The sequence below is a fragment of the Chelatococcus sp. HY11 genome (assembly GCF_018398335.1).
Taxonomy (GTDB): domain Bacteria; phylum Pseudomonadota; class Alphaproteobacteria; order Rhizobiales; family Beijerinckiaceae; genus Chelatococcus.
This window is the reverse complement of record NZ_JAHBRX010000001.1, coordinates 1,509,683-1,522,129: the sequence shown is the minus strand read 5'-3', so window position 1 is coordinate 1,522,129 and position 12,447 is coordinate 1,509,683. Positions and strand designations below refer to the sequence as shown.

11 protein-coding genes are annotated in these 12,447 nt (G+C 62.6%); 9 read left to right on the top strand and 2 right to left on the bottom strand.

Annotation, left to right across the window (positions count from 1 at the left end; genetic code table 11):
• The first annotated feature begins 102 nt into the window (after positions 1–102).
• The 4 genes from rplM (at position 103) to argC (ending at position 3,217) form a co-directional block, all read left to right on the top strand.
• Positions 103–567, top strand: a complete 465-nt coding sequence (rplM, locus tag KIO74_RS07160) for a 50S ribosomal protein L13 (protein ID WP_213331354.1) — start codon at positions 103–105, stop codon at positions 565–567.
• 2 nt (positions 568–569) lie between these two features.
• On the top strand, positions 570–1,049 hold the full coding sequence (rpsI, locus tag KIO74_RS07155) for a 30S ribosomal protein S9 (RefSeq protein ID WP_213331353.1): 480 nt from the start codon (positions 570–572) through the stop codon (positions 1,047–1,049).
• A 142-nt stretch (positions 1,050–1,191) separates the two neighbouring features.
• Entirely contained in the window at positions 1,192–2,148 is a 957-nt protein-coding gene (gene speB / locus KIO74_RS07150) for an agmatinase (RefSeq protein WP_291979125.1), read from the top strand.
• A 115-nt stretch (positions 2,149–2,263) separates the two neighbouring features.
• Positions 2,264–3,217 carry an N-acetyl-gamma-glutamyl-phosphate reductase gene (argC, locus tag KIO74_RS07145; protein WP_213331352.1) on the top strand — a complete coding sequence of 318 codons (954 nt, stop codon included), beginning with the start codon at positions 2,264–2,266 and terminating at the stop codon, positions 3,215–3,217.
• A gap of 85 nt (positions 3,218–3,302) precedes the next feature.
• On the opposite strand, the gene KIO74_RS07140 is transcribed toward argC, so the two are convergent.
• Positions 3,303–4,154, bottom strand: a complete 852-nt coding sequence (locus KIO74_RS07140; protein WP_213331351.1) for a fumarylacetoacetate hydrolase family protein — start codon at positions 4,152–4,154, stop codon at positions 3,303–3,305.
• A gap of 413 nt (positions 4,155–4,567) precedes the next feature.
• Between KIO74_RS07140 and KIO74_RS07135 the strand changes: the two genes are divergently transcribed.
• Positions 4,568–5,878: an OmpP1/FadL family transporter gene (locus KIO74_RS07135; protein WP_213331350.1), complete on the top strand. Its 1,311-nt coding sequence runs from the start codon at positions 4,568–4,570 to the stop codon at positions 5,876–5,878.
• A 30-nt stretch (positions 5,879–5,908) separates the two neighbouring features.
• On the opposite strand, the gene KIO74_RS07130 is transcribed toward KIO74_RS07135, so the two are convergent.
• Positions 5,909–7,717, bottom strand: a complete 1,809-nt coding sequence (locus KIO74_RS07130) for a PHA/PHB synthase family protein (protein WP_213331349.1) — start codon at positions 7,715–7,717, stop codon at positions 5,909–5,911.
• 130 nt (positions 7,718–7,847) lie between these two features.
• On the opposite strand from KIO74_RS07130, the gene KIO74_RS07125 reads away from it, so the two are divergent.
• The 4 genes from KIO74_RS07125 (at position 7,848) to glpX (ending at position 12,231) form a co-directional block, all read left to right on the top strand.
• Positions 7,848–8,249 carry a hypothetical protein gene (locus KIO74_RS07125; protein WP_213331348.1) on the top strand — a complete coding sequence of 134 codons (402 nt, stop codon included), beginning with the start codon at positions 7,848–7,850 and terminating at the stop codon, positions 8,247–8,249.
• 286 nt (positions 8,250–8,535) lie between these two features.
• Positions 8,536–9,753 carry an LL-diaminopimelate aminotransferase gene (locus KIO74_RS07120; RefSeq protein WP_213331347.1) on the top strand — a complete coding sequence of 406 codons (1,218 nt, stop codon included), beginning with the start codon at positions 8,536–8,538 and terminating at the stop codon, positions 9,751–9,753.
• Positions 9,754–9,877: 124 nt separating this feature from the next.
• Positions 9,878–11,200: a homoserine dehydrogenase gene (locus KIO74_RS07115; protein WP_213331346.1), complete on the top strand. Its 1,323-nt coding sequence runs from the start codon at positions 9,878–9,880 to the stop codon at positions 11,198–11,200.
• A gap of 32 nt (positions 11,201–11,232) precedes the next feature.
• Positions 11,233–12,231, top strand: coding sequence for a class II fructose-bisphosphatase (gene glpX / locus KIO74_RS07110; RefSeq protein WP_213331345.1), 999 nt, complete (start codon positions 11,233–11,235; stop codon positions 12,229–12,231).
• Positions 12,232–12,447 lie beyond the last annotated feature (216 nt).

Below are 12,447 nucleotides of genomic sequence, written 5' to 3'. Positions count from 1 at the left end.
TCGTGCCGGTCCTCATTATGCGAACGACACTCTCGCGCGGCGGCTTGTCCGTATGCGCTGTGGCAGCGCGGCTTACCGCCGTATCAGTTTCGGAAGACCCTCATGAAGACTTATTCGGCCAAACCAGCCGACGTCGAGAAGAAGTGGGTGCTCATCGACGCCTCCGGGCTCGTTGTCGGCCGCCTCGCTACGATCGTCGCCCTCCGGCTGCGTGGCAAGCACAAGCCCTCTTTCACCCCGCATGTGGACGATGGCGACAACATCATCGTCATCAATGCCGATAAGGTGGTCCTCACCGGTCGCAAGCGCGACCAGAAGGTCTACTACCACCACACCGGCTATCCCGGCGGCATCAAGGAGCGGACTGCGAAGTTCATCCTGGAGGGGCGTTTTCCGGAGCGTATCGTTGAGAAGGCTGTGGAGCGCATGCTCCCGCGTGGTCCGCTCGGCCGCAAGCAGCTCGGCAATCTGCGCGTCTACAAGGGCGCTGCCCATCCCCATGAAGCCCAGCAGCCCGTCACGCTCGACGTCGGCGCTATGAACCGTAAGAACGTGAGGAGCGCCTGATCATGGCCGAGACCCTCCAGAGCCTTTCCGAGCTGGGTGAGCGCATTGCGCCGGCCGCTCCTGACGCGCCGGTCCATGTCCAGAAGCTGGACGCGCACGGCCGGGCCTACGCCACCGGCAAGCGTAAGGACGCGATCGCCCGCGTCTGGATCAAGCCCGGCGCTGGCCAGATCACCATCAACGATCGTCCGGTCGACGTCTATTTCGCCCGTCCGGTGCTGCGCATGATCCTGCGCCAGCCGCTTGTCGTCGCCAACCGCGTCGACCAGTACGACATCAATGTCACCGTTCTCGGCGGCGGCTTGTCCGGCCAGGCCGGCGCGGTGCGCCATGGTCTTTCCAAGGCGCTGACGCATTACGAGCCGGAGCTGCGCTCCGTGCTCAAGAAGGAAGGCTTCCTCACCCGCGACAGCCGCGTGGTCGAGCGTAAGAAGTACGGCCGCGCCAAGGCTCGCCGTTCCTTCCAGTTCTCGAAGCGCTGATTCTGGCCGGCGCCGTTTGGCGTCTCGTGCCACGGATATCGGGACATTCAGAAAAAGGGCGGCTTCGGCCGCCCTTTTTTCTTGCGCCTGAACGGATCCACGGGCTGAACTCCAGAAAAGGTCTTTCGACGAGGGAATCACCGTGCCGTCTGACGAGCCACAGTCCGGGCCCGCCATCGACAATGCCTTCCTTGGGACTGTGCGGGGAGGGGCGAGCGATCCCACCTTCGCCGGGGCGCTCTCCTTCATGCGCAGGCGCTATAGCCGCGATCTTGTCGGCATCGACACGGTGATCTGGGGGGTGCCCTATGATTGCAGCACGTCGAACCGGCCGGGCACACGTTTTGGCCCACAGGCGATCCGCCGAGCCTCGGCGATTTTCGATGGCGATCCGCAATTTCCCTCCGGCCTCGATCCCTTCGCCGAATCCAGCGTCGTCGATTGGGGCGACTGCGCTTTCGACTACAGGCGCCTCCAGGACGTGCCGGGCCTTATCGAACGCGGGGCGGGCCATATCCTCGGCCATGGCTGCCATCTCGTTACGCTTGGCGGCGACCATTCCATAACCTTACCGTTGCTACGCGCCCATGCGGCTATGCATGGGCCGCTCGCGCTCGTGCAGTTTGACGCGCATCAAGATACCTGGAGCGATGACGCGGGGCAGGGGCATGGCAGCTTCGTCACGACCGCCGAAGCCGAGGGCCTCATCGACACGTCACGGTCGATCCAGCTCGGTGTCCGCACGGTTGCTCCCGATGACTTCGGCATCGAGATCATCGACGCTTATGAGGCGCGTGAGCTCGGCGTGAAGGCCATCATCCAGCGTATCGAGGAGAGGGTGGGGACGGCGCCTGCGTATCTCTCCTTCGACATCGATGCGCTCGATCCCGCCTTCGCGCCCGGCACGGGCACGCCTGTTGCGGGGGGCTTCAGTTCGGCGGAAGCCCTGATGATCCTCTGGGGACTGCGCGGGCTCGACTGGCACGGCATGGACGTCGTCGAGGTTTCCCCGCCTTACGACCATGCCGACATAACGGCGATCGCCGCGGCCTCCATTGTGCAGCATTACCTGCAGATCCTGGCGGAGAAGGACGACTGAGCCGGCTCCGGCGCCCACGTTTTTCCTTGAAGTTTTGACATAACGCCGTACATCCCACGGAGATGCCGGGCGATTGTCGGTGTCAGGTGCAGGCACGACTTCAGGAGTGCAGGATATGAGCGCAGCGTCCTTCAAGGATGGAACCGTGCCCAGCGTCTTCATCGACGGCGAGGCGGGAACGACCGGCCTTGGGATTCGCGAGCGCCTGCAGGCGCTCGGCGGCATCACGGTGAAGAGCATCGATCCCGAACTGCGCAAGGACCCCAAGGCGCGCCAGGCGATGATGGCGGCTGTGGATCTCCTCGTGCTGTGCCTGCCGGATGCAGCGGCGCGCGAGGCGGTTGCGCTGGCGCGCGATCTCGGCGCCAATGCCCCGCGCATTCTCGATGCCAGCACCGCGCACCGCACGGACCCCGCCTGGACCTACGGCTTTGCCGAGCTGGAGGAAGGACAGGCTGATGCCATTCGCACGGCGAAGTATGTCGCCAATCCAGGCTGCTACGCGACGGGGGCCATCGCGCTTTTGCGGCCGCTCGTCGATACCGGTCTCATCCCCACCGACTATGCGCTGACCATCAACGCCGTCAGCGGCTATTCGGGCGGTGGCCGCACGATGATCGAGGACTACGAGGCGGGTCGGGCGCCGGCTTTCGAGTTCTACGGCCTTGGCTTCAATCACAAGCATCTGCCCGAGATCACGGCTTTGAGCCGGCTCGATGTCACGCCGATCTTCATTCCCTCTGTCGGCAACTTTCGGCAGGGTATGCTCGTCAGCGTGCCGCTGCATCTGGCGAGCCTTCCCGCGCAGCCGCCAGCGGAGGATCTGGCGGCTGCACTGGCGGCCCATTATCGCGACAGTGAATTCGTGCGTGTGATCGGGATCGACGAGGCCAATGCCACCGGCGGCCGCCTTGAGCCCGAGGCGCTCAACAATACGGATAAGCTTGAGCTTTTCGTGTTTTCGGACAAGGACGGCGGCCGCGTGGCGCTCGTCGCCCGGCTCGACAATCTCGGCAAGGGTGCCTCCGGCGCCGCGGTGCAGAACATCAAGTTGATGCTGGGGCAGTAAGACCAGCCAGCTTTCGCGAACAGAAAAGCCCGCCCTGATACGATCAGGGCGGGCTTCTTATTTTGGGGGAGCCGAGGTGCGGCGATCAGCCGGCCTTGTAGGGCACCACGGTCTGGCGCTGCGACCCGAGGCCCTCGATGCCGAGGGTCATGACGTCACCGGCCTTCAGATAAACCGGGGGCTTCATGCCCATGCCAACGCCAGGAGGCGTGCCGGTGGTGATGACATCGCCGGGCTCAAGCAGCATGAACTGCGAGATGTAGTGCACGAGATAGAGCGCGCCGAAGATCATTGTGTTCGTCGAGCCGGTCTGCGCACGCTTGCCATTGACGTCGAGCCACATGCCGAGGCTCTGGATGTCCGAGATCTCATCGGGCGTCACCAGCCAGGGACCAAGCGGGCCGAATGTCGGGCAGCCCTTGCCCTTCATCCACTGGCCGCCGCGCTCGGTCTGCCAGGCGCGCTCGGAGACGTCGTTGCAGACGCAGAAGCCGGCAACGACTGAAAGCGCATCAGCTTCCGAGACGTTGGAGGCTTTCTCGCCGATGACGATGGCGAGTTCCACTTCCCAGTCCATCTTCTCGGAAGCGAATGGGACCATCACGTCGTCGTTCGGGCCGACGATGCAGGAGCGCGCCTTGTTGAAGAGGATAGGTTCGCTCGGAATCGGAGAATTGGTTTCAGCCGCGTGGTCGGCGTAGTTGAGGCCGACGGCGATGAAATTTCCCACGTTGCCGACGCATGCGCCGAGACGGACACCGGCATCGACCTTCGGCAACGAAGCTGGGTCCAGCTTCGCCAGTTCTGCCAGCTTTGACTTGGAGAGATAAGGACCGGCCACATCCGGCACGACACCGCTGAGGTCCCGAATGGCCCCATCAGCATCGACCAGACCTGGCTTTTCCTCACCCACCTTGCCGAAACGCACAAGCTTCATCAGCGTTCACTCCTGTTAGCTGGAAAGATGTGTAACGCCTCCGGCAAATGCCGCAAGTACGACCTGACATGTTGGTGAAATAAGCAACTTTTATTTGATTATTGCAATGCGAAATAAACTTTAAGTTGTATAGAATTGCCGCTGTCGCTCAACATGCCAGTCTGGACTGTGACTGATTCCCAGTGCGTCTACAGGGACAGAGGCTGGCGCGGTAAGGAGCGCGAAGACATCGGCCGCCTGATGGGTCGGCAAGATCGCCGACGTATGTCACCGGGCGCATCAGGCCCCGCTATGACATGCCAAGGCTCTGACCCGCCACGCTGGAGATATGCAGTGGTGCGTTGCGTTTCCGTTCGGCGCTGGCCGTAGCCGCGCCTGAGACCGGTGGCAATTCGTGACCATGGAGCATTGATATGGGTGGCGGTCGGTTCTGGTGGTGGGCGTTGACCTTGGCGTTCTGTATCCCCGGAGGAAGCAACGGCGCCGCAGCTGGTGCCTTCGGCACTCGAGAGCAGAATGCTCGTAGCCAGGGCGCCGCCTTCGCCGGCGCAGCGGCCGGAAGTGGGGGGCTTGGCTCGATTTTCTGGAATCCCGCGTCGATCGCACTGTTTCCAGGCCTGCAGAGCGAGAGCGATCTCAGTTTGTCCGGGGCGCAGGCGCGGCTGTCTCCGGACCCTTACACGCTCTCGTCGATGGACGCATTGGGGGGCAGCCCTTGGTCGTCAGGCGATATGGGTGTCTGGCGCTATACGGCTGCCAGCTACGCGAGCTATCAGCTCAACAGTTCATGGTGGATTGGAGCTGCCCTGAACTCGCCTTATGGTTTCATCTCGAAGCCCCGGCAGGACTGGGCCGGCCAAACTTACGCACGTTCATCCCATCTCATGAGCGTGGCGGTTACACCGACTGTTGGCTACCGTGTGAACGATTGGCTGACTATAGGCGGCGGCGTTACGGCGCAGTATCTCGACCTGACTTTCAAGCAGGCGACATTTGCGGCCCCAGGCGCGTCGAGCGCTATCCTCCAAGGCGATGATCTCGGACTCGGCTTTTCCCTGGGCGCCACAATGCAGCCGCGGCCGGGCACAATGGTCGGGATTGGCTACCGGTCTCCCATACACCACGAAGTATCCGGGCAATGGGCGGCGACCCCAGGCATTCCCATGCCCATGAAGACCGGACTGACCCTGCCGGAAATGGTGAGTGTCGGTGTCTCCCAACAGCTCAACCCTCGCTGGACAATCCTGGCGACGGGCGAATGGACCAACTGGAGCCGGCTGGATCGCTCGGCCGTCTTCAACCGCGCGACAGGCTTGCCCGTCAGTAGCCTTTCGTTCGGCTATCGCGACGGCACGTTCCTGTCCCTCGGTGCTGAATATCAGTGGCAGCAGGGCGTAGCCATGCGGGCCGGTGTCGGCTTCGAGACGTCCCCGGTCACCAACGAGGCGCGCAACCCGAGGCTGATCGATTCGGACAAGGTCTGGGCTTCCATCGGTGCAAGCTATCAGGCGACGGACAGGCTCGGGCTCGATATCGGGTATTCGCGCCAGTTCATGCGGCAGGCTCCCGTGCGAATCACCGGGGCGCATCCTGATTTCAACGGCTCCACCTTCATTGCTGATGGAAAGGCCTCCGCCGACATCATTTCCTTCGCCTGGCGCTACCGCTGGGATGCGCCGCCGCGTCCCACGTTCGTCGATCGTTACGCCCCCGCAACCTATTGATCGCTGCCAAGGCATTGGCACGCGCCAGGGTCAGGAAATGACTTTCACGTAGGTGCCGGGAGCGTCGCAGAGCACCTCGAGCTTTCCTTGTTCCGGATCGCGCGCCGGAACGCGCTCTGGCTCCATGGCTTCCAGCCAGCGGTGCCAATCTGGCCACCAGGAGCCGGGCGTTTCCTCCGCTTTCGCGAGCCAATCCTCCAGGGATTCGCCAAGCGGCTTGTCCGACGTCCAGAACTGATACTTGTTCTTGTGCGGCGGATTGACGACTCCGGCGACATGGCCTGAACCGGCGATGACGAGACGAACGGGACCACCAAACAGGCGCGCTCCGAGATGGACAGAGCGGGCGGGCGCGATGTGGTCCTCACGGGTCGCCAGGCTGTAGACCGGCACGGTGACCTTGCCGAGATCCAGCTTGATCCCGTCGATCGACATGTTGCCGCGCGCCAGGTCGTTATTGAGGTAACACCGCCTGAGATAGAAGGAATGGGTCGCCGCCGCCATCCGCGTCGGGTCGCTGTTCCAGTGCAGAAGGTCAAACGGGTAGGGCGCCTGCCCCTTAAGGTAGACATTGACGTAGTAGGGCCAGATCAGGTCGTCCGGGCGCAGCATGTTGAAGGTCGTGCTCATGTGCATGCCTTCGAGATAACCGACCGTCTTCATCTTCTCCTCGATCGCGGCGATCTGCTCCTCATCGGCAAAGACCTTGAGATCGCCGGCCCGGGAGAAATCCACCTGTGCCGTGAGCAGCGTCGCCGCGGCAATGCGATCGATGCCCTGAGCCGCCATATAGGCCAAGGCCATCGACAGCATGGTGCCGCCGATGCAATAGCCGATGACAGCCGCGCGCCTTTCGCCCGTATTGGTCTCGATCGCGTCGAGTGCGGCGAAAAGACCCTCGCGCATGTAGTCTTCAAAGCTCTTGTCCGCGAGGCGAGCGTCCGGATTGACCCAGGAAATGCAGAACACCGTCAACCCTTGCCCCACCATCCAGCGGATGAGGGATTTGTCCGGGTTAATATCGAGAATGTAGTATTTGTTGATCCATGGCGGCACGATCAGTACAGGGCATCTGAGCACCGTGGCGGTTGCCGGCGCATACTGGATCAGCTCCATCATATCGTTGCGGAATATGACCTTGCCGGGGGTGATGGCCATGTTCTCGCCGAGCTTGAAGCGGGCAGGATCGCTCTGGCGGATCTTGAGTTCACCATTTCCGGCCTTGATATCCTCGGCCAGCATCTTCATGCCGCGCACGAGATTGGCGCCCTTTTCGCGCATGGTCTCGCGTAGGAGTTCCGGATTGGTGGCGAGGAAATTCGATGGGGATAACGCGCTCGCCATCTGCTTCACGTAGAAGCGGGCCTTGTCGCGGGTATGCTCGTCGAGCCCGTCGGCGCCCTCCACGAGTTGCTCGGCCCATGTCGTGGTGATCAGATAGGCTTGTTTGACGAAATCAAAGACCGGATTGTCCTGCCATTCCGGGTCGAGAAAGCGCTTGTCGCGTGGATGGGCACTGACGATCGGCTCGATCTCATCGCCACCGAGACGCTTAAGGCTTGAACTCCACAGGGCGAGGAAATTCGAGGTCAGCTTGGCTTGAGCCTCGATAGCCTTCTGCGGGTTCGTCATCCACTTCTCGGCAAGCTGGCTCATCGTCTTGACGACGTCGCTCACCTCCTCGGCCTTGCCGACTTTCGGACCGTTCTCCTCGATGGGGCGCAGGTAGGCAGCGGTCACCTTGCCCGCTTCCTCGACGAGTTGCGCGATGTTGCGGGAGAGCTCATCCAGATCCGTCAAGCCCGCATCGCGCGGTTCCTTGTCGGTGGTCTTCGTCATGTCGGCTCCATTCAGCGGCGAATGCATCGTCGATACCCGCGCGTCTCATATTTTCGACTTAATATTAAAGCCAGTTCGATTACAAAGGCACCATTGGCGATGCAGGCAGACAGCAGGTAATGAGATGCGGGTGCTGCAGAATGGTGACAAGGGGCAAATGATGATGGTTTTCGTGCCGCGCACAGGAGTTACCGGCCTTGCCATCGGTGTTGCCATTGTCCTCGGCGGTCTTCTCGCGGCTTGCAATCCTGTGCGGGATGTCGCGGTATCAACAGGCTTCGGCGCCAAGGAGCCAGAGCCGGCGCAATTCGTCCGGGAGAGCCGGCGCGACGATGGTGGCTATTTGCCCGTGGGCGTTCGCGCGCCCGACCGCACCACGAAGGCGCTCCCGAAAGCCGATGTCGAGGCGCTCACGAACAGCATCGATGCCCGCCGGCAGGCCAACGAGGCCGCCGGCGCGACGGCCCGGTCCATGGGGGCTGAGACGAACGCTCGGCCTGTGCCGAAGCCGGCTACCCTGCCCGCGGAATAGAGTAGCGCTTCGAGCGAAAGAGGAAGCAAGCGGCTCAAAACGCCGGGAACTGCGCCGGATCGTCGCGTTTCTGCTAGAATGCAAAACGCAATAAACGTCTTTGGAAGGAAAGCCGTTATACATAAGGGATCCAGCGCCGCCGGGCAGCCTCTGGCGCAAAGGATCATAACGATGTTCAGCCGCGTCGCCGGCGGTTGAAGGAGTAGTCTGTGCCCCTGGCGAGGGTCTCAAAACACCGGTCCCCTACGCGAGAGAATCGTCCCGGACCATTGATTGGAACGAAGCCATGTCGGATTTTCACCGCATCAAGCGTCTGCCCCCCTATGTGTTTGAGCAGGTGAACCGAGCTAAGGCCGCAGCACGGGCCAATGGGGCCGATATCGTCGATCTCGGGATGGGCAATCCTGACCTCTCCGCGCCTCGCCATGTCGTCGAGAAACTCGTCGAGACCGCGGGACGCCCGCGTACCGATCGCTATTCCGCGTCCAAGGGCATAGGCGGGTTGCGCCGCGCGCAGGCCGGCTACTATGAGCGCCGCTTCGGCGTGAAGCTCAACCCGGACACGCAAGTCGTGGCCACGCTCGGTTCCAAGGAAGGCTTCGCCAACATGGCGCAGGCCATCACCGGCCCCGGCGATGTGGTGCTGGTGCCGAACCCGAGCTATCCGATCCACGCCTTCGGCTTCCTGATGGCGGGCGGTGTCATCCGTTCCGTCCCCGCCGAGCCGACGCCGGCCTTCTTCCCGGCGCTTGAGCGGGCGGTTGTCCATTCGATCCCGAAGCCCATCGCGCTTGTGGTCTGCTACCCCTCGAATCCGACGGCCTATGTGGCGTCGCTCGACTTCTACAAGGATCTTGTCGCCTTCGCGAAGAAGCACGAGCTGATTCTGCTGTCGGACCTCGCCTATGCGGAGGTGTATTTCGATGGCGATCCTCCGCCCTCCGTGCTGCAGGTGCCCGGCGCGATCGACGTGACCGTTGAATTCACGTCCATGTCGAAGACCTATTCGATGGCCGGCTGGCGCATGGGCTTCGCGGTGGGCAATGAGCGGCTCCTGGGCGCGCTGGCGAGAGTTAAATCCTATCTCGATTACGGCGCCTTCACGCCGATCCAGGTGGCGGCGACGGCTGCCCTCAACGGCCCGGACGATTGTATCGCCGAAATGCGGGATACCTATCGCCGCCGCCGCGACGTGATGGTCGATGCCTTCGCGAGGGCGGGGTGGAAAATCCCCGCACCCAGCGCATCGATGTTCGCATGGGTGGAAATTCCGGAGCCGTTCAGGTCACTCGGCAGCCTGGAATTCTCCAAGTTGTTGATTGAGAAGGCGGAGCTGGCGGTGGCGCCGGGCATCGGCTTCGGCGAGCATGGCGACGATTTCGTGCGTATCGCATTGGTGGAGAATGAGCAGCGTATCCGCCAGGCCGCGCGAAATCTGCGGCGCTTCCTTGAAACGGCGGACAAAACGTTGCACAACGTCGTGCCACTGGCGGCTCACCGCTAGATCGTAAATGGGTGTGGATCCAATCGCTTCCACACCCTTCCGCCGATCAGCAGAGCGGACAGGCCGCCGCATGCTGGCGCATGTTCCCTCGGGAACTAACAATCAGGCCTGGTCTTAACGAACGATGACGCAAGTTTTTCGCATAGGCATCGCCGGCCTCGGCACGGTGGGTGCATCCGCCGTGCTGATGCTCGATCGGCGCGTCAGGAGCTTAAGCGCAAGTTCAGGGCGCGAGATCATGGTCACGGCCGTCTCCGCAAGAGACCGGACGCGTGATCGCGGCTTCGACATCGATCGTTTCACGTGGTTCGACGACCCCGTTGCACTTGCTGCATCGCCTGAGATCGATTGTTTCGTCGAGCTCGTCGGCGGCGAAAACGGCACCGCGAAAGCGGCTGTCGAGGCCGCTCTTGAAGCCGGCAAACATGTGGTGACCGCCAACAAGGCCCTGCTCGCCCGCCATGGCAGCGAGCTCGCCGCGCTGGCGGAGGCCAATGGCGTTTCTTTGCAATTCGAGGCCGCAGTCGCCGGCGGAGTGCCGATCGTCAAAGCGCTGCGCGAAGCGATGGCCGGCAACACGATCACGCGGGTCTTCGGTATCCTCAACGGTACCTGCAACTACATCCTGTCCCGCATGGAAGCCGAGGGTCTGAGCTTCGACGTCTGTCTCGCGGAAGCGCAGAGGCTAGGCTACGCGGAAGCGGATCCGACTTTCGATGTCGGCGGATTCGACAGCGCTCACAAATTGGCAATCCTGACGAGCCTCGCTTTCGGCACGGCCATCGATGCCGATGCCATCCATGTCGAAGGAATCTCGGCCATCTCGCCGATCGATATCCGCATGGCGCAGGAACTCGGCTACCGGATCAAGCTGCTGGGCGTTGCCGAGGCGACACCGACGGGCATTGAGCAACGCGTCCATCCCACCATGGTGCCGCTCACCTCCGCTATCGCCCAAGTTATGGGCGTCACCAATGCAGTGACGATAGCCGCCGATGCGGTCCGCGAAATCACGTTGATCGGCCCGGGCGCGGGCGGCGACGCCACAGCCTCCGCGGTCGTGGCCGATATTGCTGATATCGCCCGTGGCGCGGGTGGCAATCCGTTCGTGCTTCCGGTCGACCAGCTCCGCAAGGCCGAGCGGGCACCGATGCAGCTCCATCACGGTGGTTACTATGTGCGCTTGACGGTGAATGACCGCCCCGGTGCGGCGGCTTCGATCGTCAATCGTTTCGCGGAGGCCGATATCTCGCTTGAGTCCATCGTCCAGCACCGATCCGAAGATGCGGCAACGCGTGATCCGACGGGCCGCTCCGGCGCGCCGGTTCCGGTCGTGCTGATCACCTATGCCACGACGGAAGCCGCTGTTCGCCAAGCCATTCACAAGGTCATTGGTGACGGACACGTTGTCGAAACCCCGCAGATCATTCGGATCGAGCGTGAGTAGTGCAATCAAGTGATGCGCAGGAGCGAAAGCTGATGACCAATCCTAGCAGCCCCAAGCCGAACCCGCATATCGAGCGGATCCTGACGCTGGAGCTGGTGCGGGTCACCGAGCGTGCGGCCGTTCTCGCGGCCCAGCTGCGCGGCCGCGGCGACGAGAAGGCCGCCGATCAGGCCGCGGTGGACGCCATGCGCCGGGAGCTTAACCGCCTCGCCATCGACGGCACGGTGGTCATCGGCGAGGGCGAGCGTGACAAGGCGCCCATGCTGTTCATCGGCGAAAAGGTCGGTAACAAGTCCGGCCCCAAGGTCGACATCGCAGTCGATCCGCTCGAGGGCACGACGCTCTGCGCCCGCGATATGCCGGGCTCGATCGCGGTGATGGCCATGGCGGAAGAGGGCACGTTGCTCCATGCGCCCGATGCCTACATGCACAAGATCGCAATCGGACCGGGTTATCCCAAGGGGCTTGTCAGCCTGGACGCCTCGCCCGAAGAAAACCTCAACGCGCTGGCCAAGGCCAAGGGCGTCAAGGTCGAGGAGCTGACGGTCCTCATCCTCGATCGGCCACGCCATGCTGATCTGATCGCCGCCGTCCGGCGCGTTGGCGCCGCCGTCCGCCTCATCACCGACGGCGATGTCATGGGCGTGATCTTCACGACGATGCCGGAGAAGACGGGCGTCGATATCTATATGGGTATCGGCGCGGCCCCGGAGGGCGTGCTGGCGGCGGCGGCGTTGCGTTGCGTCGGCGGCCAGATGGAGACACGCCTCATCCTCGACACTCCCGAGCAGCTTGAGCGCGCGGCGAAGATGGGCATTTCCGATCCTGATCGCATCTATCACATCGAGGATATGGCCTCAGGCGACGTCGTCGTCGCGGCGACCGGCGTCACTGACGGTGCTTTGCTCTCAGGCGTGCGGTTTGGCCCGCGCTACATCGAGACCGACACGCTCGTCTATCGCTCGGCCACCGGCACGGTTCGCCGTATCAGCGCCGAGCACCGCAACTTCGAGAAATTCCATCTCGGCTGATTAAATAAGATTGCCGCGCAATACGTTGCGCGGCAATCGTGAATCATTTTTGCAAGCGGCTGGCCCGGCGGATTCGATGTGTCAAAGCCGGCCGCTAAGTGATTCCAAGGATTCGCCAATTGCCGTCCAGGTCATGGCCTGGGGCACTCCGAACAAGCAGGTTCGGATAGGGCGTGAATCCATGCACGTGTTCCCCTGCCGCGGACGCGGACTTAG